44 protein-coding genes and 1 pseudogene are annotated in these 25,834 nt (G+C 53.2%); 39 read left to right on the plus strand and 6 right to left on the minus strand.

The window, feature by feature from the left end; genetic code table 11:
* The 34 genes and pseudogenes from tuf to ACSBQS_RS24320 all read left to right on the plus strand — a co-directional run.
* Positions 1–123: pseudogene (gene tuf, locus ACSBQS_RS24155) on the plus strand (elongation factor Tu); the annotation flags it as partial.
* Between the two features lie 131 nt (positions 124–254).
* On the plus strand, positions 255–449 hold the full coding sequence (bfd, locus tag ACSBQS_RS24160; protein ID WP_015379266.1) for a bacterioferritin-associated ferredoxin: 195 nt from the start codon (positions 255–257) through the stop codon (positions 447–449).
* Positions 450–522: 73 nt separating this feature from the next.
* Positions 523–1,002, plus strand: coding sequence for a bacterioferritin (gene bfr, locus ACSBQS_RS24165; protein WP_004929784.1), 480 nt, complete (start codon positions 523–525; stop codon positions 1,000–1,002).
* A gap of 381 nt (positions 1,003–1,383) precedes the next feature.
* Entirely contained in the window at positions 1,384–1,695 is a 312-nt protein-coding gene (rpsJ, locus tag ACSBQS_RS24170) for a 30S ribosomal protein S10 (RefSeq protein ID WP_001181005.1), read from the plus strand.
* A 32-nt stretch (positions 1,696–1,727) separates the two neighbouring features.
* Entirely contained in the window at positions 1,728–2,357 is a 630-nt protein-coding gene (rplC, locus tag ACSBQS_RS24175) for a 50S ribosomal protein L3 (protein WP_015379265.1), read from the plus strand.
* Between the two features lie 10 nt (positions 2,358–2,367).
* The gene (gene rplD, locus ACSBQS_RS24180) at positions 2,368–2,973 is read left to right on the plus strand and encodes a 50S ribosomal protein L4 (protein ID WP_004929779.1); all 606 of its coding nucleotides are present in this window, start codon (positions 2,368–2,370) and stop codon (positions 2,971–2,973) included.
* The gene (gene rplW, locus ACSBQS_RS24185) at positions 2,970–3,272 is read left to right on the plus strand and encodes a 50S ribosomal protein L23 (RefSeq protein WP_004951179.1); all 303 of its coding nucleotides are present in this window, start codon (positions 2,970–2,972) and stop codon (positions 3,270–3,272) included. The genes rplD and rplW overlap by 4 nt, the downstream gene beginning before the upstream one ends.
* Positions 3,273–3,290: 18 nt before the next feature.
* Positions 3,291–4,115, plus strand: coding sequence for a 50S ribosomal protein L2 (gene rplB / locus ACSBQS_RS24190; RefSeq protein WP_004929775.1), 825 nt, complete (start codon positions 3,291–3,293; stop codon positions 4,113–4,115).
* A gap of 14 nt (positions 4,116–4,129) precedes the next feature.
* Positions 4,130–4,408, plus strand: coding sequence for a 30S ribosomal protein S19 (rpsS, locus tag ACSBQS_RS24195; protein WP_004929772.1), 279 nt, complete (start codon positions 4,130–4,132; stop codon positions 4,406–4,408).
* A 14-nt stretch (positions 4,409–4,422) separates the two neighbouring features.
* Entirely contained in the window at positions 4,423–4,755 is a 333-nt protein-coding gene (gene rplV / locus ACSBQS_RS24200; protein WP_002223844.1) for a 50S ribosomal protein L22, read from the plus strand.
* 17 nt (positions 4,756–4,772) lie between these two features.
* Positions 4,773–5,471 (plus strand): 30S ribosomal protein S3, encoded by a 699-nt coding sequence (gene rpsC, locus ACSBQS_RS24205; RefSeq protein WP_004929766.1) that lies wholly within the window; start codon positions 4,773–4,775, stop codon positions 5,469–5,471.
* 12 nt (positions 5,472–5,483) lie between these two features.
* Positions 5,484–5,894: a 50S ribosomal protein L16 gene (gene rplP, locus ACSBQS_RS24210; RefSeq protein WP_004929764.1), complete on the plus strand. Its 411-nt coding sequence runs from the start codon at positions 5,484–5,486 to the stop codon at positions 5,892–5,894.
* Positions 5,894–6,085: a 50S ribosomal protein L29 gene (rpmC, locus tag ACSBQS_RS24215; protein WP_004929762.1), complete on the plus strand. Its 192-nt coding sequence runs from the start codon at positions 5,894–5,896 to the stop codon at positions 6,083–6,085. The genes rplP and rpmC overlap by 1 nt, the downstream gene beginning before the upstream one ends.
* Positions 6,086–6,340 carry a 30S ribosomal protein S17 gene (rpsQ, locus tag ACSBQS_RS24220; protein WP_004929760.1) on the plus strand — a complete coding sequence of 85 codons (255 nt, stop codon included), beginning with the start codon at positions 6,086–6,088 and terminating at the stop codon, positions 6,338–6,340.
* Between the two features lie 172 nt (positions 6,341–6,512).
* Positions 6,513–6,884: a 50S ribosomal protein L14 gene (gene rplN / locus ACSBQS_RS24225; protein ID WP_000613954.1), complete on the plus strand. Its 372-nt coding sequence runs from the start codon at positions 6,513–6,515 to the stop codon at positions 6,882–6,884.
* A 9-nt stretch (positions 6,885–6,893) separates the two neighbouring features.
* Entirely contained in the window at positions 6,894–7,208 is a 315-nt protein-coding gene (rplX, locus tag ACSBQS_RS24230) for a 50S ribosomal protein L24 (RefSeq protein ID WP_004929758.1), read from the plus strand.
* A gap of 14 nt (positions 7,209–7,222) precedes the next feature.
* A complete protein-coding gene (gene rplE, locus ACSBQS_RS24235) occupies positions 7,223–7,762 on the plus strand; it encodes a 50S ribosomal protein L5 (RefSeq protein ID WP_004929756.1) in 540 nt (179 codons plus the stop codon).
* A 13-nt stretch (positions 7,763–7,775) separates the two neighbouring features.
* Positions 7,776–8,081: a 30S ribosomal protein S14 gene (gene rpsN, locus ACSBQS_RS24240; RefSeq protein WP_004929754.1), complete on the plus strand. Its 306-nt coding sequence runs from the start codon at positions 7,776–7,778 to the stop codon at positions 8,079–8,081.
* Between the two features lie 30 nt (positions 8,082–8,111).
* Positions 8,112–8,504: a 30S ribosomal protein S8 gene (gene rpsH / locus ACSBQS_RS24245; RefSeq protein ID WP_004929753.1), complete on the plus strand. Its 393-nt coding sequence runs from the start codon at positions 8,112–8,114 to the stop codon at positions 8,502–8,504.
* 14 nt (positions 8,505–8,518) lie between these two features.
* Positions 8,519–9,052 carry a 50S ribosomal protein L6 gene (gene rplF, locus ACSBQS_RS24250; RefSeq protein ID WP_004929751.1) on the plus strand — a complete coding sequence of 178 codons (534 nt, stop codon included), beginning with the start codon at positions 8,519–8,521 and terminating at the stop codon, positions 9,050–9,052.
* Positions 9,053–9,061: 9 nt separating this feature from the next.
* Entirely contained in the window at positions 9,062–9,415 is a 354-nt protein-coding gene (gene rplR / locus ACSBQS_RS24255; RefSeq protein WP_004929748.1) for a 50S ribosomal protein L18, read from the plus strand.
* A 14-nt stretch (positions 9,416–9,429) separates the two neighbouring features.
* A complete protein-coding gene (rpsE, locus tag ACSBQS_RS24260; RefSeq protein ID WP_004929747.1) occupies positions 9,430–9,930 on the plus strand; it encodes a 30S ribosomal protein S5 in 501 nt (166 codons plus the stop codon).
* 6 nt (positions 9,931–9,936) lie between these two features.
* Positions 9,937–10,116: a 50S ribosomal protein L30 gene (gene rpmD, locus ACSBQS_RS24265; protein ID WP_048232028.1), complete on the plus strand. Its 180-nt coding sequence runs from the start codon at positions 9,937–9,939 to the stop codon at positions 10,114–10,116.
* Between the two features lie 3 nt (positions 10,117–10,119).
* Positions 10,120–10,554 (plus strand): 50S ribosomal protein L15, encoded by a 435-nt coding sequence (rplO, locus tag ACSBQS_RS24270; RefSeq protein ID WP_004929742.1) that lies wholly within the window; start codon positions 10,120–10,122, stop codon positions 10,552–10,554.
* Between the two features lie 7 nt (positions 10,555–10,561).
* The gene (gene secY, locus ACSBQS_RS24275; protein WP_004929740.1) at positions 10,562–11,893 is read left to right on the plus strand and encodes a preprotein translocase subunit SecY; all 1,332 of its coding nucleotides are present in this window, start codon (positions 10,562–10,564) and stop codon (positions 11,891–11,893) included.
* Between the two features lie 33 nt (positions 11,894–11,926).
* Entirely contained in the window at positions 11,927–12,043 is a 117-nt protein-coding gene (gene rpmJ / locus ACSBQS_RS24280; protein ID WP_002227352.1) for a 50S ribosomal protein L36, read from the plus strand.
* 148 nt (positions 12,044–12,191) lie between these two features.
* Complete coding sequence (rpsM, locus tag ACSBQS_RS24285; protein ID WP_004929734.1) at positions 12,192–12,548, plus strand: 30S ribosomal protein S13; 357 nt, start codon at positions 12,192–12,194, stop codon at positions 12,546–12,548.
* Between the two features lie 16 nt (positions 12,549–12,564).
* A complete protein-coding gene (rpsK, locus tag ACSBQS_RS24290; protein WP_004929731.1) occupies positions 12,565–12,954 on the plus strand; it encodes a 30S ribosomal protein S11 in 390 nt (129 codons plus the stop codon).
* 30 nt (positions 12,955–12,984) lie between these two features.
* Complete coding sequence (rpsD, locus tag ACSBQS_RS24295; protein WP_004929729.1) at positions 12,985–13,605, plus strand: 30S ribosomal protein S4; 621 nt, start codon at positions 12,985–12,987, stop codon at positions 13,603–13,605.
* A gap of 25 nt (positions 13,606–13,630) precedes the next feature.
* Positions 13,631–14,620 (plus strand): DNA-directed RNA polymerase subunit alpha, encoded by a 990-nt coding sequence (locus ACSBQS_RS24300; RefSeq protein ID WP_002919219.1) that lies wholly within the window; start codon positions 13,631–13,633, stop codon positions 14,618–14,620.
* Positions 14,621–14,660: 40 nt separating this feature from the next.
* Entirely contained in the window at positions 14,661–15,050 is a 390-nt protein-coding gene (gene rplQ / locus ACSBQS_RS24305) for a 50S ribosomal protein L17 (protein WP_004929726.1), read from the plus strand.
* Between the two features lie 148 nt (positions 15,051–15,198).
* Positions 15,199–15,573, plus strand: coding sequence for a DUF1992 domain-containing protein (locus tag ACSBQS_RS24310; protein WP_033645242.1), 375 nt, complete (start codon positions 15,199–15,201; stop codon positions 15,571–15,573).
* On the plus strand, positions 15,573–16,004 hold the full coding sequence (gene zntR, locus ACSBQS_RS24315) for a Zn(2+)-responsive transcriptional regulator (RefSeq protein ID WP_342165665.1): 432 nt from the start codon (positions 15,573–15,575) through the stop codon (positions 16,002–16,004). Before ACSBQS_RS24310 ends, zntR begins: the two co-directional genes overlap by 1 nt.
* Before the next feature lie 74 nt (positions 16,005–16,078).
* Positions 16,079–16,285: an alternative ribosome-rescue factor A gene (locus ACSBQS_RS24320; protein ID WP_004929720.1), complete on the plus strand. Its 207-nt coding sequence runs from the start codon at positions 16,079–16,081 to the stop codon at positions 16,283–16,285.
* Positions 16,286–16,343: 58 nt separating this feature from the next.
* Here the strand turns inward: ACSBQS_RS24320 and mscL are convergent, their stop codons facing one another.
* The 5 genes from mscL to def all read right to left on the minus strand — a co-directional run bounded on the left by mscL (position 16,344) and on the right by def (position 21,161).
* Positions 16,344–16,760: a large-conductance mechanosensitive channel protein MscL gene (mscL, locus tag ACSBQS_RS24325; RefSeq protein ID WP_033645241.1), complete on the minus strand. Its 417-nt coding sequence runs from the start codon at positions 16,758–16,760 to the stop codon at positions 16,344–16,346.
* A gap of 137 nt (positions 16,761–16,897) precedes the next feature.
* Positions 16,898–18,274, minus strand: coding sequence for a Trk system potassium transporter TrkA (trkA, locus tag ACSBQS_RS24330; RefSeq protein WP_004929716.1), 1,377 nt, complete (start codon positions 18,272–18,274; stop codon positions 16,898–16,900).
* A 53-nt stretch (positions 18,275–18,327) separates the two neighbouring features.
* Positions 18,328–19,617 (minus strand): 16S rRNA (cytosine(967)-C(5))-methyltransferase RsmB, encoded by a 1,290-nt coding sequence (gene rsmB / locus ACSBQS_RS24335; protein WP_033645240.1) that lies wholly within the window; start codon positions 19,615–19,617, stop codon positions 18,328–18,330.
* A gap of 72 nt (positions 19,618–19,689) precedes the next feature.
* A complete protein-coding gene (gene fmt, locus ACSBQS_RS24340; protein ID WP_033645239.1) occupies positions 19,690–20,634 on the minus strand; it encodes a methionyl-tRNA formyltransferase in 945 nt (314 codons plus the stop codon).
* Positions 20,635–20,651: 17 nt separating this feature from the next.
* Positions 20,652–21,161 carry a peptide deformylase gene (gene def, locus ACSBQS_RS24345; RefSeq protein WP_015379260.1) on the minus strand — a complete coding sequence of 170 codons (510 nt, stop codon included), beginning with the start codon at positions 21,159–21,161 and terminating at the stop codon, positions 20,652–20,654.
* A 133-nt stretch (positions 21,162–21,294) separates the two neighbouring features.
* Between def and dprA the strand changes: the two genes are divergently transcribed.
* Genes dprA through aroE form a run of 5 tightly spaced genes read left to right on the plus strand, consistent with a single transcriptional unit; the run spans position 21,295 to position 24,839 of the window.
* On the plus strand, positions 21,295–22,416 hold the full coding sequence (gene dprA, locus ACSBQS_RS24350) for a DNA-protecting protein DprA (protein WP_147838472.1): 1,122 nt from the start codon (positions 21,295–21,297) through the stop codon (positions 22,414–22,416).
* Complete coding sequence (smg, locus tag ACSBQS_RS24355) at positions 22,388–22,861, plus strand: DUF494 family protein Smg (RefSeq protein ID WP_025160381.1); 474 nt, start codon at positions 22,388–22,390, stop codon at positions 22,859–22,861. The genes dprA and smg overlap by 29 nt, the downstream gene beginning before the upstream one ends.
* A 25-nt stretch (positions 22,862–22,886) precedes the next feature.
* On the plus strand, positions 22,887–23,432 hold the full coding sequence (locus tag ACSBQS_RS24360; protein ID WP_019456195.1) for a DNA topoisomerase family protein: 546 nt from the start codon (positions 22,887–22,889) through the stop codon (positions 23,430–23,432).
* Between the two features lie 7 nt (positions 23,433–23,439).
* Complete coding sequence (tsaC, locus tag ACSBQS_RS24365; RefSeq protein WP_434991375.1) at positions 23,440–24,009, plus strand: L-threonylcarbamoyladenylate synthase type 1 TsaC; 570 nt, start codon at positions 23,440–23,442, stop codon at positions 24,007–24,009.
* Between the two features lie 11 nt (positions 24,010–24,020).
* The gene (gene aroE, locus ACSBQS_RS24370) at positions 24,021–24,839 is read left to right on the plus strand and encodes a shikimate dehydrogenase (RefSeq protein WP_197667008.1); all 819 of its coding nucleotides are present in this window, start codon (positions 24,021–24,023) and stop codon (positions 24,837–24,839) included.
* Positions 24,840–24,915: 76 nt separating this feature from the next.
* Here the strand turns inward: aroE and ACSBQS_RS24375 are convergent, their stop codons facing one another.
* Positions 24,916–25,458 (minus strand): gamma carbonic anhydrase family protein, encoded by a 543-nt coding sequence (locus ACSBQS_RS24375; RefSeq protein WP_004929699.1) that lies wholly within the window; start codon positions 25,456–25,458, stop codon positions 24,916–24,918.
* Positions 25,459–25,834: the final 376 nt, after the last annotated feature.

Genomic DNA, 25,834 nt, shown 5'->3' on the forward strand with positions numbered 1-25,834 from the left:
GACAACGTGAACATGGTTGTAACCCTGATTCACCCAATCGCGATGGACGACGGTCTGCGTTTCGCAATCCGTGAAGGCGGCCGTACTGTAGGCGCTGGTGTTGTTGCTAAAGTTATCGCTTAATCGCGAATAATTTTTCGACACAAAAAAGGGCACTTCGGTGCCCTTTTTTTATGCAATTTGTACAAATCTTAATTGAAATAAAAACCATTCCTATTTAGACTCAATGCATTGGTTAAGAAGTGAGTCTCTCTATGTATGTATGTCTGTGTAATGCGGTGACTGACAAAGCGATCCGTAATGCGGTGCGTCAGCACAATCCCCATACCATGAAGCAACTGCGTGAACTTGTGCCGATTGGTACCGATTGTGGAAAGTGCATTCGTCAGGCAAGACAGATTATGGTGGAGGAACGCGGAACTATCATCCCAATGCATGAAGTTGCCTAACAAAGGGTAAGGTTATTTTTGACTCTTGGCTTACAGGTTCTACACTTTTAGAACTGGCCAGGAGGAGTTACCTATGAAAGGCGATAAAAAGATCATTGCTCACCTCAATAAACTGCTTGGCAACGAGCTGGTTGCCATCAATCAATATTTCCTGCACGCCCGCATGTTCAAGAATTGGGGCTTAATGCGCCTCAACGACAAGGAATATCACGAGTCGATCGACGAAATGAAACATGCCGATCGCTACATCGAGCGTATCCTGTTCCTGGAAGGGATACCGAATCTGCAAGATCTCGGCAAGTTGAACATCGGCGAAGACATTGAAGAGATGCTGCGTTCCGATCTGGCGCTGGAGCTGGCGGGCGCCAAGAACCTGCGCGAAGGCATCGCCTATGCCGATTCGATCCACGATTACGTTAGCCGCGATTTGATGATTGATATCCTGGCCGATGAAGAAGAGCACATCGACTGGCTGGAAACGGAGCTGGATCTGATTGCCCGTCTCGGTATTCAGAACTATGCCCAGGCTCAGATTTTAGAGCGCAAAGAGTAAACCTTCCGTCCATTCGTCATCGTCTCTCCTGCCGGCGGCCGTTTTCTCGGCGGGGCAGGGGAGAGTGTTCCCGCCAAGCCTAATTCATTCCCTGTTTACCGTGTTAACACGCCAACTGCCACTGAACGCGCAAAAATGACGATTTCCTGAGCATATTTCCAACTGCGGCTTGCTTCCTGGGCCATTTTGCGTATAATGCGCGGGCTTACCTAATCTTGGTAAGCCTGATTTTAGCGAATCAGTCGATTGGCAGGCCTTTTTTGCCTTTCGAACAATACTCCCGATATGGGGGTTATATGTTGACGATTACACTCCCCCATCAATCGAAATGGGTGTGAGGAGTAATTATTTACGTTTATAAATAATTGGAGCTCTGGTCTCATGCAGAACCAAAGAATCCGTATCCGCCTGAAAGCGTTTGATCATCGTCTGATCGATCAATCAACCGCGGAAATCGTCGAGACTGCAAAGCGCACTGGTGCGCAAGTCCGTGGTCCGATCCCGCTGCCAACTCGCAAAGAGCGCTTTACCGTTCTGATCTCTCCGCACGTCAACAAAGACGCGCGCGATCAGTACGAGATTCGCACTCACAAGCGTCTGGTTGACATCGTTGAGCCAACCGAGAAAACCGTTGATGCTCTGATGCGTCTGGATCTGGCTGCCGGTGTAGACGTGCAGATCAGCCTGGGTTAATCAGGTCATTGAGCGATTGAGAGGTTGAAACAATGATTGGTTTAGTCGGTAAAAAAGTGGGTATGACCCGTATCTTCACTGAAGATGGCGTTTCTATCCCAGTAACCGTAATTGAAATTGAAGCGAACCGCGTGACTCAGGTTAAAAGCCTGGACACCGACGGTTACCGTGCCGTTCAGGTTACCACTGGTAGCAAAAAAGCTAACCGTGTAACCAAGCCGGAAGCGGGCCATTTCGCTAAAGCTGGCGTTGAAGCTGGCCGTGGTCTGTGGGAATTCCGCCTGGAAGAAGGTCAAGAATTCGCTGCAGGTCAGGAAATTAGCGTAGAAATCTTCGCTGACGTTAAAAAAGTCGATGTTACCGGTACTTCTAAAGGTAAAGGTTTTGCTGGCACTGTTAAGCGCTGGAACTTCCGTACCCAAGACGCTACCCACGGTAACTCCTTGTCTCACCGCGTTCCGGGTTCTATCGGTCAGAACCAGACTCCGGGCAAAGTGTTCAAAGGCAAGAAAATGGCTGGCCACCTGGGTGATGAGCGCGTAACCGTTCAGAGCCTGGACGTAGTACGTGTTGACGCTGAGCGCAACCTGCTGCTGGTTAAGGGTGCTGTACCGGGCGCAACCGGTGGCAACCTGATCGTTAAACCAGCTGTGAAGGCGTAAGGGGATAGCAATGGAATTAGTATTGAAAGACGCGCAAAGCGCGCTGACTGTTTCCGAAACTACCTTCGGTCGTGATTTCAACGAAGCGCTGGTACACCAGGTTGTTGTTGCTTATGCAGCAGGTGCCCGTCAAGGTACCCGTGCTCAGAAGACCCGTGCTGAAGTAACTGGTTCCGGCAAAAAGCCATGGCGTCAGAAAGGCACCGGCCGTGCGCGTTCAGGTTCTGTAAAGAGCCCGATCTGGCGTTCAGGCGGCGTGACCTTTGCTGCTAAGCCGCAGGACCACAGTCAGAAAGTAAACAAAAAGATGTACCGCGGCGCGCTGAAAAGCATCCTGTCCGAACTGGTACGTCAAGATCGTCTGATCGTTGTCGAGAAGTTCTCTGTAGAAGCGCCTAAAACTAAGCTGCTGGCACAGAAACTGAAAGATATGGCTCTGGAAGACGTGCTGATCGTGACCGGTGAACTGGATGAGAATCTGTTCCTGGCAGCTCGCAACCTGTACAAGGTTGACGTGCGCGATGTAGCAGGTATCGATCCGGTTAGCCTGATCGCCTTCGACAAAGTGGTTATGACTGCTGATGCTGTGAAGCAAGTTGAGGAGATGCTGGCATGATCCGTGAAGAACGTTTGCTGAAAGTGCTGCGTGCACCGCACGTATCTGAAAAAGCATCCGCTGCGATGGAAAAAAGCAACACCATCGTTCTCAAAGTTGCCAAAGACGCGACCAAAGCAGAAATCAAAGCTGCAGTGCAGAAACTGTTTGAAGTCGAAGTCGAAGACGTGAACACCCTGGTTGTTAAAGGGAAAGTGAAACGTCACGGTCAGCGTGTTGGTCGTCGTAGCGACTGGAAAAAAGCTTACGTCACCCTGAAAGAAGGCCAGAATCTGGACTTCATCGGCGGCGCAGAGTAAGTCGGAGGAGTAAGAACAATGGCAATTGTTAAATGTAAACCTACATCTCCGGGTCGTCGCCACGTTGTTAAAGTGGTTAACCCTGAGCTGCACAAGGGTAAACCTTATGCCCCGCTGCTGGAAAAACTGAGCAAAAGCGGTGGTCGTAACAACAATGGCCGTATCACCACCCGTCATATCGGTGGTGGCCACAAGCAACATTATCGTCTGGTTGACTTCAAGCGCAACAAAGACGGTATCCCTGCTGTGGTTGAGCGTCTGGAGTACGATCCGAACCGTTCCGCGAACATCGCGCTGGTTCTGTACAAAGACGGCGAACGCCGTTACATCCTGGCGCCGAAAGGCCTGAAAGCTGGTGACCAGATTCAATCTGGCGTTGATGCTGCAATCAAAGCGGGTAACACCCTGCCGATGCGCAACATTCCAGTTGGTTCAACGGTTCACAACGTAGAAATGAAACCAGGCAAAGGCGGCCAGATGGCTCGCTCCGCTGGTGCCTACGTTCAGATCGTTGCTCGTGATGGTTCCTACGTAACTCTGCGTCTGCGCTCCGGCGAAATGCGTAAAGTTCCAGCTGATTGCCGCGCCACCCTGGGTGAAGTCGGTAACGCTGAACACATGCTTCGCGTTCTGGGTAAAGCAGGTGCTGCACGTTGGCGTGGTGTTCGTCCTACCGTTCGCGGTACGGCGATGAACCCGGTAGATCACCCGCACGGTGGTGGTGAAGGTCGTAACTTTGGTAAGCACCCGGTAACTCCGTGGGGCGTTCAGACCAAAGGTAAGAAGACCCGTAGCAACAAGCGTACTGATAAGTTCATCGTACGTCGCCGTAGCAAAAAATAATTAGAGGATAAGCCATGCCACGTTCTCTCAAGAAAGGTCCTTTTATTGACCTGCACTTGCTGAAGAAGGTAGAGAAAGCGGTGGAAAGCGGTGACAAGAAGCCTTTGCGCACTTGGTCCCGTCGTTCAACGATCTTTCCTAACATGATCGGTTTGACCATCGCTGTCCATAATGGTCGTCAGCACGTACCAGTGTTCGTTTCCGATGAAATGGTCGGTCACAAACTGGGTGAATTCGCGCCGACTCGTACTTATCGCGGCCATGCGGCTGATAAAAAAGCTAAAAAGCGCTAAGGTAGGAGGAAGAGATGGAAACTATCGCTAAACATCGCCACGCTCGTTCTTCTGCTCAGAAGGTTCGCCTTGTTGCTGACCTGATTCGCGGTAAGAAAGTGTCGCAAGCTCTGGAAACTCTGACCTACACCAACAAGAAAGCTGCTGGTCTGGTTAAGAAAGTGCTGGAGTCTGCCATTGCTAACGCAGAACACAACGATGGCGCTGACATCGATGATCTGAAAGTTACGAAAATCTTCGTAGACGAAGGCCCAAGCATGAAGCGCATTATGCCGCGTGCAAAAGGTCGTGCAGATCGCATCCTGAAGCGCACCAGCCACATTACTGTGGTTGTGTCCGATCGCTGAGACTCTGGAGACTAGCAATGGGTCAGAAAGTACATCCTAATGGTATTCGCCTGGGTATTGTCAAACCTTGGAACTCTACTTGGTATGCGAATACCAAAGAATTCGCTGACAACCTGGACAGCGACTTTAAAGTTCGTCAATTCCTGACTAAGGAACTGTCGAAAGCTTCCGTTTCTCGCATCGTTATCGAGCGTCCTGCGAAGAGCATCCGTGTGACCATTCACACTGCTCGCCCAGGCATCGTTATCGGCAAGAAAGGTGAAGACGTCGAAAAACTGCGCAAGGTCGTAGCGGACATCGCTGGCGTTCCTGCACAGATCAACATCGCCGAAGTCCGTAAACCGGAACTCGACGCTAAATTGGTTGCTGACAGCATCACTTCTCAGCTGGAACGTCGCGTTATGTTCCGTCGTGCTATGAAGCGTGCAGTACAGAACGCAATGCGTCTTGGCGCTAAAGGTATCAAAGTTGAAGTAAGCGGCCGTCTTGGCGGCGCTGAAATCGCACGTACCGAATGGTACCGCGAAGGTCGTGTTCCATTGCACACTCTGCGTGCGGACATCGACTACAACACATCTGAAGCGCACACCACTTATGGTGTAATCGGCGTTAAGGTATGGATCTTCAAAGGTGAGATCCTGGGTGGTATGGCTGCAGTTGAACAACCGGAACCGGCTGCTCAACCTAAAAAGCAGCAGCGTAAAGGCCGCAAGTAAGGAGAGTCGCTGATGTTACAACCAAAGCGTACAAAATTCCGTAAGGTGCACAAGGGCCGCAACCGTGGTCTGGCGCAAGGTACGGATGTTAGCTTCGGCACTTTCGGTCTGAAAGCTGTTGGCCGTGGCCGTCTGACTGCTCGTCAAATCGAAGCAGCTCGTCGTGCAATGACTCGTGCAGTTAAGCGTCAAGGCAAGATCTGGATCCGTGTATTCCCGGACAAACCGATCACCGAGAAGCCGCTGGAAGTGCGTATGGGTAAAGGTAAGGGTAACGTGGAGTATTGGGTTGCCCTGATCCAGCCTGGTAAGGTCCTGTACGAAATGGACGGCGTGCCAGAAGAGGTTGCCCGCGAGGCATTCAAACTGGCAGCAGCGAAACTGCCGATCAAAACCACCTTTGTAACTAAGACGGTGATGTAATGAAAGCACAAGAGCTGCGTGAAAAAAGCGTTGAAGAGCTGAATGCCGAGCTGCTCAACCTGCTGCGTGAGCAATTCAACTTGCGCATGCAGGCGGCCAGTGGCCAGCTGCAACAAACTCACCTGTTGAAACAAGTGCGTCGTGACGTCGCACGCGTTAAGACTTTACTGACTCAAAAGGCGGGTGTGTAAATGACTGAAGTTATCCGTACCCTGCAGGGTCGTGTTGTTAGCGATAAAATGGAGAAATCCATCGTTGTTGCTATCGAGCGTACTGTGAAGCACCCAATCTACGGGAAATTCATCAAACGTACGACCAAGCTGCACGTACATGACGAGAACAACGAATGTGGTACCGGCGACGTGGTTGAAATCCGCGAATGCCGCCCACTGTCCAAGACCAAGTCCTGGACGTTGGTTCGCGTTGTAGAGAAAGCGATTCTGTAATAGAGTAGCTGGCTCTCACTTAATAAACGGCTCAGAAAATGAGCCGTTTATTTTTTCTACCCATACCAAGTAAGCGGTGTTATAATGCTGCGCCCTCGGTTATGGGGCTTTTCAACGGCCTAATTTTTACTTGGGTCTTTAAAGTAGTAGTTGACATTAGCGGAGCACTAAAATGATCCAAGAACAGACTATGCTGAACGTCGCCGACAACTCCGGTGCACGTCGCGTAATGTGTATCAAGGTTCTAGGTGGCTCGCACCGTCGCTACGCAGGCGTCGGCGACATCATCAAAATTACCATCAAGGAAGCAATTCCTCGCGGTAAGGTGAAGAAAGGCGATGTTCTGAAGGCGGTAGTGGTGCGCACCAAGAAGGGTGTACGTCGCCCGGACGGTTCTGTCATTCGCTTCGATGGCAATGCATGCGTTATTTTGAACAATAACAGCGAGCAGCCAATCGGTACGCGTATTTTTGGGCCGGTAACTCGTGAACTGCGTAATGAGAAGTTCATGAAAATTATCTCTCTGGCACCAGAAGTACTCTAAGGAGCGAACATGGCAGCGAAGATCCGTCGTGATGACGAAGTTATCGTGATTACCGGGAAAGACAAAGGTAAGCGCGGTAAAGTAAAAAATGTCCTGTCTGCTGGCAAGGTCATTGTTGAAGGCATCAACCTGGTTAAGAAACACCAGAAGCCGGTTCCGGCTCTGAACCAACCAGGCGGCATTGTTGAGAAAGAAGCTGCAATTCAGGTTTCTAACATTGCTATCTTCAACGCGGCTACCGGCAAGGCTGACCGTGTAGGCTTTAGATTCGAAGACGGCAAAAAAGTCCGTTTCTTCAAATCTAACAGCGAAACTATCAAGTAATTTGGAGTAATACGATGGCGAAACTGCATGATTACTACAAAGACGAGGTAGTCAAACAACTGATGTCTCAGTTTGATTACAACTCTGTCATGCAAGTCCCTCGGGTCGAGAAGATCACCCTGAACATGGGTGTTGGTGAAGCGATTGCTGACAAGAAACTGCTGGATAACGCAGCAGCGGACCTGGCAGCTATCTCCGGTCAAAAACCGTTGATCACCAAAGCCCGCAAATCCGTTGCAGGCTTCAAAATCCGTCAGGGCTATCCGATCGGCTGTAAAGTAACTCTGCGTGGCGAACGCATGTGGGAGTTCTTTGAGCGTCTGATCTCCATTGCTGTTCCACGTATCCGTGACTTCCGTGGCCTGTCCGCCAAGTCATTCGATGGCCGTGGCAACTACAGCATGGGCGTGCGTGAGCAAATCATCTTCCCAGAAATCGACTACGACAAAGTCGATCGCGTTCGTGGTTTGGATATTACCATTACCACTACTGCGAAATCTGATGATGAAGGCCGCGCGCTGCTGGCTGCTTTTAACTTCCCGTTCCGCAAGTAAGGCAGGGTTACTGATGGCTAAGCAATCAATGAAAGCACGCGAAGTCAAGCGCGTGAAATTAGCTGACAAGTTCTTTGCAAAACGCGCTGAACTGAAAGCTATTATCTCTGATGTGAACGCATCCGATGAAGATCGTTGGAATGCCGTTCTCAAGCTGCAAACTCTGCCGCGTGATTCCAGCCCGTCTCGTCAGCGTAAACGCTGCCGCCAAACTGGCCGTCCACATGGTTATGTGGGCAAATTCGGGTTGAGCCGTATTAAGCTTCGTGAAGCCGCTATGCGCGGTGAAGTACCAGGCTTGAAAAAGGCTAGCTGGTAATTACCAATTGAATCACGGGAGTAAAGACAGATGAGCATGCAAGATCCGATCGCGGATATGCTGACCCGTATCCGTAACGGTCAAGCCGCGAACAAAGTTGCGGTCACCATGCCTTCCTCCAAGCTGAAAGTGGCAATTGCCAACGTGCTGAAGGAAGAAGGTTTTATTGAAGATTTCAAAATCGAAGGCGACGCCAAGCCTGTTCTGGAACTGGTACTGAAGTACTTCCAGGGCAAAGCTGTGGTAGAAAGCATTCAACGTATCAGCCGTCCAGGTCTGCGCATCTACAAGAAAAAAGATGAGCTGCCAAAAGTTATGGCCGGTTTGGGTATCGCTGTTGTTTCTACCTCTAAAGGTGTTATGACCGATCGTGCAGCTCGCCAGGCTGGTCTTGGTGGCGAGATTATCTGCTACGTAGCTTAATTCGGGAGGAAAGAATGTCTCGTGTTGCAAAAGCACCCGTCGTCATTCCTGCCGGCGTAGAGGTAAAACTCAACGGTCAGGTTATTTCGATTAAGGGTAAAAACGGCGAGTTGACTCGTACTATCCACGACGCCGTTGAAGTGAAGCAAGAAGCTAACGCACTGACTTTCGCTCCGCGCGAAGGTTTTGCTAACGCATGGGCCCAAGCGGGTACCACGCGCGCTCTGCTGAACGCAATGGTTGTTGGTGTTACCGAAGGCTTCACCAAGAAGCTTCAACTGGTAGGTGTTGGTTATCGTGCTGCCGTTAAAGGCAACGTGGTGAATTTGGCCCTGGGCTTCTCTCACCCTATCGATCACCAGCTGCCGGCAGGTATCACTGCTGAATGCCCAAGCCAAACTGAAATCGTGCTGAAAGGCGCTGATAAGCAGGTAATTGGCCAGGTAGCAGCAGATCTGCGCGCTTACCGTCGTCCTGAGCCTTACAAAGGCAAGGGTGTTCGTTACGCCGACGAAGTCGTGCGTACCAAAGAGGCTAAGAAGAAGTAAGGTAACACTATGGATAAGAAATCTGCTCGTATCCGTCGTGCGACCCGCGCACGCCGCAAGCTCCAAGAGCTGGGTGCAACCCGCCTGGTGGTACATCGTACCCCGCGTCACATTTACGCACAGGTGATTGCTCCAAACGGTTCTGAAGTACTGGTAGCCGCTTCTACTTTAGAAAAAGCTATCGCGGAGCAACTGAAGTATTCCGGTAACAAAGACGCAGCAGCAGCCGTAGGTAAAGCTCTGGCTGAGCGCGCGTTGGAAAAAGGGATTGCGAAAGTATCCTTTGACCGTTCCGGTTTCCAATATCATGGTCGAGTCCAGGCACTGGCAGATGCTGCCCGTGAAGCTGGCCTTCAGTTCTAAGGAAGAGGTTTAAGATGGCTCACATCGAAAAACAAGCTGGCGAACTGCAGGAAAAGCTGATCGCGGTAAACCGCGTATCTAAAACCGTAAAAGGTGGCCGTATTTTCAGCTTTACCGCACTGACTGTAGTTGGTGATGGTAACGGTCGCGTTGGTTTTGGCTACGGCAAAGCACGCGAAGTTCCAGCAGCGATCCAGAAAGCGATGGAAAAAGCCCGTCGCAACATGATGAACGTCGCGCTGAACAGCGGCACCCTGCAGCACCCTGTTAAGGGCGCTCACACGGGTTCTCGCGTGTTCATGCAGCCTGCTCATGAAGGTACCGGTATCATCGCGGGCGGTGCAATGCGCGCCGTTCTCGAAGTTGCTGGGGTGCACAACGTATTGGCTAAAGCTTATGGTTCCACCAACCCGATCAACGTGGTTCGTGCAACTATCGACGCTCTGGCGAATATGAAGTCTCCTGAAATGGTCGCTGCTAAGCGTGGTAAATCCGTTGCCGACATTCTGGGGTAATTGACCATGGCTAAGACTATTAAAGTTACACAAACTCGCAGCTCAATTGGCCGTCTGCCGAAGCATAAAGCTACTCTGCTCGGTCTGGGTCTGCGTCGTATTGGTCACACCGTAGAGCGCGAGGATACTCCTGCTGTTCGCGGTATGGTCAACCTGGTTTCCTACATGGTTAAAGTTGAGGAGTAACAGATGCGTTTAAATACTCTGTCTCCGGCTGAAGGTGCCAAGCATGCGCCTAAGCGTGTAGGTCGTGGTATTGGTTCTGGCCTGGGTAAAACCGGCGGCCGTGGTCACAAAGGTCAGAAGTCTCGTTCTGGCGGTGGCGTACGTCGTGGTTTCGAAGGTGGTCAGATGCCTCTGTACCGTCGTCTGCCGAAATTCGGCTTCACTTCACGCAAAGCGATGATCACGGCAGAAGTTCGTCTGTCTGAACTGGCTCTGGTTGAAGGCGATGTTATCGACCTGAACGCGCTGAAAGCCGCTAACGTAGTTGGTGTCCAGATCGAATTCGCGAAAGTTGTACTTTCTGGCGAAGTCGCTCGTCCGGTAACCCTGCGTGGTCTGCGTGTCACCAAAGGCGCTCGTGCTGCTATCGAGGCTGCTGGCGGTAAAATTGAGGAATAAGTAGCAGATGGCTAAGCAACCAGGATTAGATTTTCAAAGTGCTAAAGGCGGGCTCGGCGAGCTGAAGCGCAGACTTTTGTTTGTCATCGGCGCGCTGATTGTCTTCCGCATCGGCTCTTTCATTCCGATTCCTGGTATCGATGCCACTGTGCTTGCCAAATTGCTTGAGCAGCAGAGAGGCACTATCATTGAAATGTTTAACATGTTCTCTGGTGGTGCCCTCAGCCGTGCTTCTATCTTTGCTCTGGGGATCATGCCGTATATTTCGGCGTCGATCATTATCCAGCTGCTGACGGTGGTTCATCCGGCGTTGGCGGAAATCAAGAAAGAAGGGGAGGCTGGCCGTCGCAAGATTAGTCAGTACACCCGTTACGGTACGCTGGTATTGGCCATATTCCAGTCGATCGGTATTGCTACCGGTCTGCCGAATATGCCTGGTATGCAGGGCCTGGTGTTAAACCCAGGCTTTGCATTCTACTTTACTGCGGTTGTGAGCTTGGTCACCGGGACAATGTTCCTGATGTGGCTGGGTGAGCAGATTACTGAGCGCGGTATCGGCAACGGTATCTCGATCATTATCTTCGCGGGTATTGTAGCGGGGCTCCCGCCGGCAGTGGCCCATACTATCGAGCAAGCGCGGCAAGGCGACCTGCACTTCCTCCTGCTGCTGTTGGTTGCAGTATTGGTGTTTGCAGTAACCTTCTTCGTTGTTTTCATCGAGCGTGGTCAACGTCGTATCGTCGTTAACTATGCGAAGCGTCAACAAGGTCGTCGTGTTTATGCAGCACAGAGTACACACTTACCGTTGAAAGTGAACATGGCGGGTGTTATCCCGGCGATTTTCGCTTCCAGCATTATTCTGTTCCCGGCCACGATTGCATCATGGTTTGGGGGCGGTACCGGTTGGAACTGGCTGACTACGATTTCGCTGTATTTGCAGCCAGGGCAACCGCTTTATGTGTTACTCTATGCGTCTGCAATCATCTTCTTCTGTTTCTTCTACACGGCGTTGGTGTTCAACCCGCGTGAGACAGCAGATAACCTGAAGAAGTCCGGTGCCTTCGTACCAGGAATTCGTCCGGGAGAGCAAACGGCGAAGTATATCGATAAAGTAATGACGCGTTTAACCCTGGTGGGCGCGATGTACATTACTTTCATCTGCCTGATCCCGGAGTTCATGCGTGATGCAATGAAAGTACCATTCTACTTTGGTGGTACCTCGCTACTGATCGTGGTTGTCGTCATCATGGACTTTATGGCTCAAGTGCAAACTCTGATGATGTCAAGTCAGTACGAGTCTGCATTGAAGAAAGCAAATCTGAAAGGCTATAACCGCTAGTCAGATTCGTTTGAGAAGTTACGGAGAGTAAAAATGAAAGTTCGTGCTTCCGTCAAGAAATTATGTCGTAACTGCAAAATCGTTAAGCGTAACGGTGTCGTTCGTGTGATTTGCAGCGCCGAGCCGAAGCATAAACAGCGTCAAGGCTGATTATCTCGCATATTTTTCTTGCAAAGTTGGGTTGAGCTGGCTAGATTAGCCAGCCAATCTTTTGTATGTCGCACTGCAACATTATTTGAGTATCCTGAAAACGGGCTTTTCAGAATGGTGTTGCTGTATAAAATAGTAGGAGTGCATAGTGGCCCGTATAGCAGGCATTAACATTCCTGATCATAAACATACCGTTATCGCCTTAACGTCGATCTTCGGTATCGGTAAAACCCGTTCACAGGCTATCTGTGCATCCACGGGTATTGCTGAAAATGTTAAGATCAGTGAGCTGTCTGAAGAGCAAATCGAAAAGCTTCGTGATGCAGTTGCCAAATACACCGTTGAGGGTGATTTGCGTCGTGAAATTACCCTGAGCATCAAGCGTCTTATGGACCTTGGTTGCTATCGTGGTTTGCGTCATCGTCGTGGTCTGCCGGTACGCGGTCAGCGCACCAAGACCAACGCTCGTACCCGTAAGGGTCCGCGCAAGCCGATCAAGAAATAATCGGGGTTATTGAATAATGGCAAAGGCACCTGTTCGTACACGTAAGCGTGTAAGAAAGCAAGTCTCTGACGGCGTGGCTCATATCCATGCTTCTTTCAACAACACCATCGTTACCATCACTGATCGTCAGGGTAATGCTTTGGGTTGGGCAACAGCCGGTGGTTCCGGTTTCCGTGGTTCTCGTAAGTCCACTCCGTTCGCAGCACAGGTTGCAGCAGAACGTTGTGCTGACGCAGTAAAAGAATACGGTATCAAGAACCTGGAAGTTATGGTTAAAGGACCTGGTCCTGGTCGTGAGTCTACTATCCGCGCTCTGAACGCGGCTGGTTTCCGCATCACTAATATTACTGATGTGACTCCGATCCCTCATAACGGTTGTCGTCCGCCGAAAAAGCGCCGCGTGTAACGCAGCTTTTAGGATTGTTGGAGAAAGAAAATGGCAAGATATTTGGGTCCTAAGCTCAAGCTGAGCCGTCGTGAGGGCACAGACCTGTTCCTTAAGTCTGGCGTTCGCGCGATCGATTCCAAGTGTAAAATTGAACAAGCACCTGGTCAGCACGGTGCGCGTAAACCGCGTCTGTCTGATTACGGTGTTCAGTTGCGTGAGAAGCAGAAAGTTCGCCGTATGTACGGCATTCTGGAGCGTCAATTCCGTAACTATTACAAAGAAGCAACCCGCCTGAAGGGCAACACCGGTGAAAACCTGTTGCAGCTGCTGGAAGGTCGTCTGGACAACGTTGTTTACCGTATGGGCTTCGGCGCTACTCGTGCAGAGTCACGTCAGCTGGTTAGCCACAAAGCAGTTATGGTAAACGGTCGCGTTGTTAACATCGCTTCTTATCAGGTATCTCCGAATGACGTAGTCAGCATCCGCGAGAAAGCTAAAAAGCAGTCTCGTGTTAAAGCTTCTCTGGAGCTGGCTGAGCAGCGTGAAAAGCCGACTTGGCTGGAAGTTGATGCTGCTAAGATGGAAGGCGTGTTCAAGCGTATGCCTGAACGTACCGATCTGTCTGCGGACATTAACGAACACCTGATCGTCGAGCTTTACTCCAAGTAAAGCTTAGTACCAAAGAGAGGACACAATGCAGGGTTCTGTGACAGAGTTTCTAAAACCGCGCCTGGTAGATATCGAGCAAGTCAGTTCGACGCACGCCAAGGTGACCCTTGAGCCTTTAGAGCGTGGCTTTGGCCATACTCTTGGCAACGCACTGCGCCGTATTCTGCTTTCATCTATGCCGGGTTGCGCGGTGACCGAGGTTGAGATTGATGGTGTACTGCATGAGTACAGCACCAAAGAAGGCGTACAGGAAGATATCCTGGAGATCCTGCTCAACCTGAAAGGGCTGGCGGTGAGAGTTCAAGGCAAAGACGAAGTTATTCTTACCCTGAATAAATCTGGCATTGGCCCTGTGACCGCTGCCGACATCACCCATGATGGTGATGTCGAAATCGTCAAGCCTCAGCACGTGATCTGCCACCTGACTGATGAGAACGCGGCTATCAGCATGCGTATCAAAGTTCAGCGCGGTCGCGGTTATGTGCCGGCTTCTGCCCGAATTCATTCGGAAGAAGATGAGCGCCCAATCGGTCGTCTGTTGGTTGACGCCTGCTACAGCCCTGTAGAGCGTATCGCCTACAATGTTGAAGCTGCGCGTGTAGAACAGCGTACTGACTTGGATAAGCTGGTCATCGAGATGGAGACCAATGGCACGATCGATCCTGAAGAGGCGATCCGCCGTGCGGCCACCATTCTGGCTGAACAACTTGAAGCTTTCGTTGACCTGCGTGATGTACGTCAGCCGGAAGTTAAAGAAGAGAAACCGGAATTCGATCCGATCTTGCTGCGCCCTGTTGACGATCTGGAATTGACTGTCCGCTCTGCTAACTGCCTCAAGGCAGAAGCTATCCACTACATCGGTGATCTGGTACAGCGTACCGAGGTTGAGTTGCTGAAAACGCCAAACCTGGGTAAAAAATCTCTTACCGAGATTAAAGACGTGCTGGCCTCACGTGGTCTGTCTCTGGGCATGCGCCTGGAAAACTGGCCGCCGGCAAGCATTGCTGACGAGTAACCGGATCACAGGTTAAGGTTTTACTGAGAAGGATAAGGTCATGCGCCATCGTAAGAGTGGTCGTCAACTGAACCGTAACAGCAGCCATCGCCAGGCTATGTTCCGTAACATGGCCGGCTCTTTGGTTCGTCATGAGATCATCAAGACGACCCTGCCAAAAGCAAAAGAGCTGCGTCGCGTTGTTGAGCCGCTGATTACTCTTGCCAAGACCGACAGCGTAGCTAATCGTCGTCTGGCATTCGCCCGTACTCGTGATAACGAGATCGTGGCAAAACTGTTTAACGAGCTGGGCCCGCGTTTCGCGAGCCGTGCCGGTGGTTACACTCGCATTCTGAAGTGTGGCTTCCGCGCAGGCGACAACGCGCCGATGGCATACATCGAGCTGGTTGATCGTGCTGAGTCTCAAGCAGAAGTAGCAACTGCAGAGTAATCTGTAGACGCGTAAAAAAACCGGGCTTGCCCGGTTTTTTTACGTCCAAATCCAGCCAAATGTGCTCAATTCCCCCGCCGAGCTTAAGATCCCCGCTCCTATCCGTTATGCTTAGACTCATTCAATAAGCTCACTGAGGCTGTCTGTTATGGGGTTGCTCGACCAATGGGCGGAACGTCATATCCTTGATGCCCAGGATAAAGGCGAGTTCGACAATCTGCCCGGCCAGGGACAACCGCTCGTGCTGGACGATGACAGCGCGGTGCCTGCTGAGCTACGCGCCGGTTACCGCCTGCTGAAAAATGCCGGTTATCTGCCGCCGGCGCTGGAAGATCGCAAAGAGGCATTAACCGTTGCTCACTTACTGCAAGGGATCAACAGTGAGCATCCGGACTATGTCGATCTCAGCAAGCGCATGGCGCTGCTGGAACATCGGTTGCGTCACGCTGGAATGAGCACGGACTTCTTGCATGGCGAATATCAGCGTGCGCTGGACGGTAAACTCACCCGAGAGGAGAAGTAATGTTCAAGATAGGTCAGTTGGCCAAGCTTGCCGAAGTGACGCCGGATACCGTGCGTTACTATGAAAAGCAGGGCATGATGGATCACATTGTCCGTACTGAAGGCGGTTATCGGCTGTACACCGAGCAGGATCTGCAGCGGCTGCGTTTTATCCGCTATGCCAAGCAGTTGGGCTTTACTCTGGAAACGATCGCCGAGCTGCTGTCGATCCGGGTCGATCCGGAACATCACACCTGCCAGGAATCGAAGTCTATCGTTGATGCGCGCCTGAGCGAAGTGGAAAGCAAGTTGGCGGAGCTGACCCGGATGCGTGAATCGTTGAAACGGCTGAGCGACGCCTGCTGCGGTACCGCCCATACCAGCAACTACTGTTCGATCCTGGAAGCTTTGGAACAGGGCGCCAGCGATGACAAAGGCAAAAAAGGTTGCTGACGGCACTTTAATTTTTATATCGCCGGCAGTATTATCGCCCCGTTTTATCCCTCATATTTTACAGGAGCATTATCATGACGAAATATCGTCACACCAAAGGCCAGATTCAAGATAACGCCATTGAGGCGCTGCTGCATGACCCGCTATTCCGTCAGCGGGTAGAAAAGAATGTGAAAGGCAAAGGCAGCTATCGACGTAAAGAAAAACACAACAAAGGCGGTAACTGGGAGGCCAGTGGCAAACTATCAAACGATAATTTACCACTGGCCTTCTGGTTTTAAGGCATTAAAAAAGCCACCTTCATCCGGTGGCTTTTTATTGGCATAACCAAATGCTGTCTTACAGTTTTGGCTGCTGTTGATGGCTCAGCAAATCACGGATTTCCGTCAGCAGTTTCTCTTCTGCAGTAGGTTCTGGCGGCGCTGCCGGAGCTTCTTCTTGTTTGCGGCGCATTTTGTTCATCAATTTAATCGCCAGGAAGATGGCGAAGGCGACAATCACGAAGTCAAATACGGTTTGGATGAATGAACCGTAGTTCATTACCACCGCCGGTACGGCGCCCTGAGCTTCACGTAATACCAGATGGAACTGTTTAAAGTCGACACCGCCGATCAGTAAGCCCAGCGGAGGCATGATGATATCAGCGACGAAGGATGAAACAATCTTGCCGAACGCGGCGCCGATAATCACACCGACGGCGAGATCGACCACGTTGCCGCGCATGGCAAATTCGCGAAACTCTTTCAACATACTCATAGAACGCACCCCTTGCAGAATTAATAACTCAAGTTTAACAAAGCAATTTCCCTTTGCCACAAAAGGAGAGAAGTTTTATCTCCTCTCAAGGCAGAGAACAACTACGCGATTATAGACCATCGCCAAATAAATTCGTTCTACAAGAAGAACGGGCTCGGTTGGAACAGGCGTTCAACGTCCGGCACGAATTTCTTGTCGGTAATAAACATGATGACATGATCGCCCTGTTCGATTTTGCTGTTGCCGTTAGCGATGATGACGTCGTCGCCACGAACGATAGCGCCGATGGTGGTACCCGGTGGCAGCTTGATATCTTCAACGATGCGGCCAACCACTTTGGACGTGCTTTCATCGCCGTGGGCAATCGCTTCGATCGCCTCCGCTACGCCGCGGCGCAGTGACGAGACGCTGACGATATCCGCTTTGCGCACATGCCCAAGCAGCGCGGAGATGGTTGCCTGCTGCGGTGAAATGGCAATATCGATCACACTGCCTTGCACCAGATCGACATAGGCGCGCCGCTGGATCAGGACCATCACTTTCTTGGCGCCCATGCGCTTGGCCAGCATAGCCGACATGATGTTGGCCTCATCGTCGTTGGTGATGGCGATGAAGACATCCACCTGCTCGACGTGCTCTTCGGCCAGCAGTTCCTGGTCGGAGGCATCGCCGTAGAACACGATGGTATCGTGCAACTGCTCGGCCAGTTCGGCGGCACGTTGCTGATTGCGCTCAATGAGTTTGACGTTATAGTCTTTCTCCAGCTTGGCGGCCAGGCCGGCGCCGACGTTGCCGCCGCCGACGATCATGATGCGCTTATAAGGTTTTTCCAGCCGTTGCAGTTCGCTCATCACCGCGCGAATGTGCTGTGAGGCGGCAACGAAGAACACTTCATCACCGGCTTCGATAATGGTCGAGCCTTGCGGACGAATCGGCCGATCCTGGCGGAAAATGGCGGCGACGCGAGTGTCGATATGCGGCATGTGTTCGCGCATCGAAGAGAGCGCATTGCCGACCAGCGGGCCGCCGTAATAGGCTTTAACCGCGGCGATGCTGACCTTGCCTTCGGCGAAGTTGACCACCTGCAGCGCGCCGGGGTATTCAATCAGCTTGTAGATATAGTCGATGACCAGCTGCTCCGGCGAAATCAGATGGTCGATCGGCACCGCTTCCGGCAGGAACAGTTTCTCCGACTCGCGGATATATTCCGGCGCGCGGATACGGGCGATACGGTTGGGGGTATTAAACAGAGAATAGGCGATCTGGCAGGCGATCATGTTGGTTTCGTCGGAGTTGGTGACGGCGACCAGCATGTCGGCATCTTCTGCGCCGGCTTCGCGCAGCACCCGGGGGTGAGAACCATGTCCCTGAACCACTCGCAGATCGAATTTATCCTGCAGCTGACGCAACCGGCCGGAGTCGGTATCGACGACGGTGATATCGTTGTTTTCACCTACCAGGTTTTCCGCCAGCGTCCCGCCAACCTGCCCGGCCCCAAGAATAATTATTTTCATCGTGTTCTCTGCTTCACACTGAAAGACTTAGGGCGCGTGGGCACCCTGAAGAATTACATTTTAATCAGCTTAGCGTAAAAGAAGCCATCGCCGTCCTCGGGATGCGGGATATTCTGCCGTCCCGGCCGCTGCGCATCGCCGGTTTCAACCAGCTTGGCATCGGCATGGCGCTGCAAGAACGCGGCGATCTGGCTACTGTTTTCATCCGGCAGAATAGAGCAGGTTGCGTAAACCATCACGCCGCCTGATTTCAGATGCGGCCAGACGGCTTCCAGGATATCAGCCTGCAGGGCGGCGAGTTCGGCGATGTCGCGATCGCGGCGCAGCCATTTGATGTCGGGATGACGGCGGATCACGCCGGTGGCCGAACAAGGCGCGTCCAGCAGGATACGGTCGAACTGCTTGTCACCGCACCATTGCTGCGGTGTGCGGCCATCGCCCAGTTTAACCTCTGCGTGCAAACGCAGACGCTGCAGGTTTTCTTTCACCCGCGCCAGACGCTGTTCGTCGATATCGACGGCCATAACCTGTGCTTTCGGCGCCGCTTCCAGAATATGCGTGGTTTTGCCGCCGGGCGCGGCGCACAAATCGAGGATCTGTTCACCGTCTTGTGGATCCAGCAGATCAACACAGCCTTGGGCTGAGGCATCTTGCACGGTGACCCAGCCGTCGGCGAACCCTGGCAGATCGGTCACGGCGCAAGGTGCCAGCAACCGCACGGCGTCGGCATAGTCTGCATGAGGCTCCGCGGCGATGCCGGCGTCGGTCAGCAGCTGCAGGTAAGCCTCACGGGTGTGATGCAGGCGGTTGACGCGCAGCCACATCGGCGGCTTCTGGTTATTGGCGTCGACGATCTGTTGCCAGTTGGCGGGATAAGCCTGTTGGATGCGTTTCAGCAACCAGCTCGGGTGCAGGTAGCGGCTGTCATTGTTGGCGGCGCGCTGCAGAAGTTCTTCCTGCTGGCGCTGGAATTGCCGCAAGACGCCGTTAATCAAACCTTTTAACTGTGGGCGTTTCAGCGCCACCGCACCTTCCACGGTTTCTGCGAGTACGGCGTGCGCCGGGATACGGGTATACAGCAGCTGATACAAGCCGACCATCAGCAAATAGTGAAGTGTACGTTGCTTGCCGGTCAGCGGTTTGGCCATTAATTGCTGAATGCACCATTCGAGCTGCGGCAGTACGCGTAACGTGCCGAAGCACAGTTCCTGCAGCAACCCGCGGTCTTTATCGCTGATGGAGGTTTGCAGCGCCGGCAGAACAGTACTCAGTGACTGCCCTTGATCCAGCACCTGGCCGATGGCTTTGGCAGCGATGCTGCGGAGATTGTAATTATTTTTCATAGGCTGAAGCTGATAACGATCGGCATTAAGAAAATAACGGCCCGGCGATGAACGGCCGGGCAGTGGGGTGACTTACAGCCGGTTACCCGGGGTAAACCATTCACGACGTGAATTTAAAAGGTCTTGCGCCGACATCGGTTTCTTGCCGGCGGGCTGCAGTTGGATCAGATTGAGGATACCGTCGGCGGTCGCCACCTGAATGCCGTGCTTGTCGGCATGGACAACGGTGCCCGGCTCCGCGTTGGCGCTTTCCGCCATTACGCTGGCCTGCCACACTTTCACCGGTTGCTCATCGATGGTGAAGTAGCTTATCGGCCAAGGGTTGAAGGCGCGGATGCAACGCTCCAGCTGTGCGGCGGACAGTGTCCAATCCAGGCGAGCTTCTTCTTTGCTCAGCTTCTCGGCGTAGGTGACCTGCGACTCGTCCTGCACTTCACGGGTGGCGCTGCCGTCGGCCATTTGGCGCAGCGTCGTCAACATGCCCTGCGGGCCGAGCTGCGCCAGCTTGTCGTAGAGGCTGGCGCTGGTATCGCTGCTCTCAATCGGGCAAGCGATCTTGTGCATCATGTCACCGGTATCGAGACCGACATCCATCTGCATGATGGTCACGCCGGTTTCGCTGTCACCGGCCCAGAGCGAACGCTGGATCGGCGCCGCGCCGCGCCAGCGAGGCAGCAGCGAACCATGTACGTTGATGCAGCCAAGACGCGGCATATCCAGCACCGCTTGCGGCAGAATCAACCCGTAGGCAACCACCACCATCACGTCGGCGTTGAGATCCGCCACCAGACGCTGGTTCTCTTCGGGGCGCAGCGATTTAGGCTGAAATACCGGCAATTGGTGTTGTTCGGCCAGCATTTTGACCGGGCTGGGCGTTAGCTTGTTGCCGCGGCCTGCCGGACGGTCGGGTTGAGTGAATACGCCGACAATCTGGTGCTCAGATGACAACAGCGCGTCAAGATGACGCGCTGCGAAGTCTGGTGTTCCGGCGAAAATAATCCGTAAAGAGTCAGACACGTTGATTTCCTGATCGGTTAGGCGCGGGCTTGAAGCTTGGCCATTTTTTCCAGTTTCTGACGAATGCGCTGACGCTTGAGCGGCGACAGGTAATCGACGAACAGTTTACCCATCAGGTGATCCATCTCGTGCTGGATGCAGATCGCCAGCAGATCGTCCGCTTCCAGCTCGAAAGGTTTGCCTTCGCGATCCAGCGCGCGGATCTTCACCTGCGCGGCGCGCGGCACCAGCGCACGCTGCTCGGGAATGGAAAGACAGCCTTCCTCGATGCCGGTTTCGCCGCTCTTTTCCAGCAGCTCCGGGTTGATCAGCACCAGGCGCTGATCGCGATTCTCGGAGACGTCGATCACGATAATGCGCTGATGGATATCCACCTGAGTCGCAGCCAAGCCAATGCCTTCCTCTGCGTACATGGTTTCAAACATATCATCCACGATGCGCTGGATATCTGCATTGACTTCTTTTACCGGCGCTGCGACTTTGCGCAGACGCTCGTCTGGGAAATGTAATACCTGCAAGACTGACATATATCTTTAGATCTGTATCCGAGTAATGAACGAGGTTTAACCTCTATTCTAGACATTTCCCGACCTGATTGACAGCATTGCGCACCAATTGCTCAGATTGGCAATACCACCGTTTTTGCTGAGGGAACAGACGATGCGGCCGGAAGAGATCGCTTTACGGATGCGGGGAGTCACGGGGCTACAGACCGGCGTGGCCAGTCGGCTCGTGCGACAGTTATCGCAAATGAGTGGCGAGCCTCGCCGCGTGTTGCATGAGCTGGGATTGAACGAACGGCAGCAGGCACAGTTCAACCGAGTGGATCCTGTCTATCTGGCGGCCACCCTGCGTTGGCTGGAGGAGCCGGCGCACCGTATGCTGAACTATGGGGCGCCCGGCTATCCTGAAAGCCTGGCTCAGATCGACGACGCGCCGCTGTTTCTGCTGATCGAGGGCGATCCTCGGGTGCTGCTGCAACCTCAGCTCGCTATGGTCGGCAGCCGGCAGTTCAGCCATTACGGCGAGCGTTGGGCGAACCATTTCGCCGAGGAGTTGGCGCGTTGCGGTTTCACCATCACCAGCGGTTTGGCGATCGGCATCGACGGCATTTGCCATCGTGCGGCGCTGGCGGCCGATGGCTGCACGATTGCGGTGTTGGGCAGCGGGCTGGGCAATATCTATCCGCGCCGGCACCGCCGGCTCGCGGAGCAGATAGTCGAGCAGGGCGGCGCCGTTATTTCAGATCATTTAGTCACCGATTTGCCTCTGGCCGACCATTTCCCACGCCGTAATCGCATTATCAGCGGGCTCAGCCTGGGGGTTCTGGTCATAGAAGCTTCGCTGCGCAGCGGTACCCTGGTGACGGCTCGCTACGCGTTGGAGCAGGGGCGTGAGGTGTTCGCCTTGCCTGGGCCATTAGGAAACCCGATGAGTGAGGGGACGCATTGGTTAATCCAGCAGGGCGCGCATCTGGTCACCGGGCCGAAAGATATCGCCGAATTGCTGGGAAGCGGCCTTCAATGGCTGTCACTGAACGAAAATACAACTATTTGTGCGTCGCAGGCTGAAGTTGAATTGCCATTTGGCGATGTGTTGGCTAACGTAGGAGATGAGGTGACACCTGTTGACGTCGTCGCTGAACGTGCCGGCCAACCTGTGCCAGTGGTGGTAATCAAGTTACTCGAGCTGGAGTTAGCAGGGTGGATCGCAGCTGTACCCGGCGGCTATGTCCGAATAAGGAGGGCAAGCCATGTTCGACGTACTCATGTACTTGTTTGAAACTTATATCCACAATGAACCAGAGATGCGCGTCGATCAGGATCAACTGACCGATGATCTCGCTCAGGCGGGGTTTCATCGGGATGATATCTACAACGCGTTGAATTGGCTTGAGAAGTTGGCTGACCTGCAAGAGGGTCAAAATGCCCCTTACTTTATGGATGCCGATCCGCTGGCAATGCGGATCTACACCGAAGAAGAAGGTGCACGTCTGGACGCCGGCTGCCGTGGTTTTCTCCTGTTCCTGGAACAGATTCAGGTATTGAACCTCGAAACCCGTGAAATGGTTATCGACCGCGTTATGGCTTTGGATAATGCGGAATTCGATCTCGAAGATCTGAAATGGGTCGTGTTGATGGTGCTGTTTAATATCCCCGGATATGAAAGCGCCTATCAGCAAATGGAAGAACTGTTGTTTGAAGTGAACGAAGGTTATCTGCATTGAGCCGATAACGCGCATAGAAGACGTTATGACAAAAAACGCGATTTTTGCCGCCAGGCAAAATGAACCCTGTCCGGAATGCGGGGCCGAACTGGTGATCCGTAGCGGTCGCCACGGCCCCTTCCTCGGCTGTTCCCAGTACCCTGAATGCCAATATATTCGGCCGCTGAAAGCGCAGGCCGATGGACATATCGTTAAGGTCTTGGATGGGCAACAGTGCCCGAAATGTCAGGCGACGTTGGTGCTGCGCCAGGGGCGCTATGGCATGTTTATCGGCTGCAGCGATTATCCGCAGTGCGATCACACTGAAGTGATCGATAAGCCTGACGAAACCGCCATTACCTGTCCGCAGTGCGGCCAAGGCAAACTGCTGCAGCGCAAGTCGCGTTACGGAAAAGTTTTTCATTCCTGCGATCGTTACCCGGAATGCCAGTTTGCCCTCAATGTTAAACCTGTCGCCGGTGAGTGCGCCTATTGCCATTATCCGCTGCTGATGGAAAAGCGCACGGCAAAAGGCCCCGTCCTGTGCTGTGCCAGCAAGCTGTGCGGAAAACCCGTCGCGACTACAGAATAATCACATCATGAACTCAGAATTAAGCCCGAACTTTTTATCTATCATCGATGCTTTGCATCAACAGCAGGTGATTGCGTATCCCACAGAAGCCGTATTCGGCCTGGGTTGCGATCCCGACAGCGAGCAGGCGGTCAATGCATTGCTGGCGCTGAAACAGCGGCCGTGGGAAAAGGGGCTGATTTTGATCGCCGCCGACTATGCACAGCTTAAGCCTTATATCGACGACAGTGCGCTCAGCGAACAGCAGCGCACGACGATGTTTGCCAGCTGGCCTGGGCCGGTAACCTGGGTTTTGCCCGCTCGGCCGGAGACGCCGCGTTTGCTGACCGGACGCTTCAGCTCGCTGGCGGTGCGCGTCAGCGATCATCCGTTGGTGCAGCAGTTGTGCCGGCAGTATGGCAAGCCGCTGGTGTCGACCAGCGCCAATCTCAGTGGGCTGGAGCCATGCCGCAGTGCGGATGAGGTTACGCGGCAGTTCGGCGAAGCTTTCCCGGTATTGCGCGGCAAGGTGGGTGGCCGTCTTAATCCTTCCGAAATCAGAGACGTTCTGACCGGTGAACAGATCCGTCAGGGCTAGAGGTAATGGGCATGGAGAAGTTTGCGGTATTTGGCAACCCTATCGGCCACAGCAAGTCGCCGCGAATTCATGCGCTGTTTGCTGCCCAGACCGGCATTGAGCATCCTTATGGGACGGTGTTGGCGCCGTTAGACGGTTTTGAAACCAGCCTGCAGGCGTTTATCCGCGCCGGAGGGCTGGGGGCGAACGTCACGGTGCCCTTCAAGGAGCGTGCTTATTCGGCCGCTTCTGAGCTGAGCGAGCGCGCAGCGATGGCCGGTGCGGTCAACACCCTGAAGGTATTGCCGAATGGCGAGCTGTTGGGGGATAACACCGACGGCATCGGGTTGCTGACCGATCTACAGCGTCAGCAATTGATCCGGCCGCAGGATCGCATCCTGCTGATGGGCGCCGGCGGCGCAGCGCGCGGCGTGATCCTGCCGCTGCTGTCTTTCGGCTGTCGGCTAACGATCACCAACCGCACCTTCAGCCGAGCCCAGGCGTTGGCAGACGCTTTTCGGCATCTGGGGGAGATCTCGGCGGCGCCGATGGATCAATTGGATCAGCAAGCGTTCGAACTGGTGATCAATGCGACGGCGTCCGGCATCAGCGGAGAGATCCCGGCGTTGCCGGCGGGCGTAGTTAATGCGCACACTCGTTGCTATGACATGTTCTATCAGCAGGGCACTACGCCATTCCTGGCCTGGGCGCAGCAGCAGGGGGCAACGGAATATGCCGATGGGTTGGGCATGCTGGTGGGGCAGGCGGCGCATGCTTTCCTGCTTTGGCATGGAGTGATGCCACAGATCGAGCCGGTATTGCGCCAGTTGCGCAGCGAACTGGCGGCATAAATCCTGCCCCGTTCTCTTTATTTATAGAGAACGGGGTTCCCGTCAGATGTCTTATTTATAGAGAACGGGGTTCCCGTCAGATGTCTTCCGACAGGTACTCATCTTTCCAGCGTACATAGTTGTTCGAAGAATAAAGCAATCCTTCCAACTCGGCGGCGGTCAACGGTCGAACCTGGCGTGCCGGGCTACCCATATAAAGATAGCCGCTGGCCAGGCGTTTGCCCGGCGCCACCAAACTGCCGGCGCCAATCATCACGTCGTCTTCTACAACTACGCCGTCCAACAGGATCGATCCCATCCCGACCAGCACCCGGTTGCCGATGGCGCAGCCGTGCAGCATCGCTTTATGGCCCACGGTAACGTCTTCGCCAATTAACAGGGGATAACCGTCGGGGTTATGTTCGGAGCGATGAGTCACATGCAGTACGCTGCCGTCCTGAATATTGCTGCGCGCGCCGATCTTTACCGCATTGACGTCGCCCCGGATGGCGACCAACGGCCAGATGCTGACGTCATCCGCCAGATCGACGTCGCCGATCACCACGCTGGAAGGATCGATCAAGACGCGTTGACCGAGTTTGGGTGTGTATTGAAGATAAGAACGTACTGCATCGGACATGGTGCTTGCCTCACGTCGGGATCATATTTACCGGCAATACTAGACCCTGGCGATGGAATTACAACCAGTCGCCGCGCAGGATCCTGCGGAAAATGGCCCTGATCGCACAAGATCCACCCGGAAGGGCTGAAAAGTGTGCAAACAGAAAGAAAAGATCAAAAAAGGGGTTGTGCAAAAAACTCGGATCCCTATAATGCGCCTCCATCGACACGGCGCAAGTGATTCACTTCACACGGCGGCCGGGAAGAAAGAGAAAAAATCCTGAAAATTAGGGTTGACTCTGAAAGAGGAAAGCGTAATATACGCCACCTCGAGTTAGCAAGCGAAAGCGCCTAACTCACTGCTCTTTAACAATTTATCAGACAATCTGTGTGGG

The sequence above is a fragment of the Serratia sp. H402Y genome (assembly GCF_051172415.1).
In the GTDB taxonomy this organism is placed as follows: Bacteria; Pseudomonadota; Gammaproteobacteria; order Enterobacterales; family Enterobacteriaceae; genus Serratia; species Serratia ureilytica.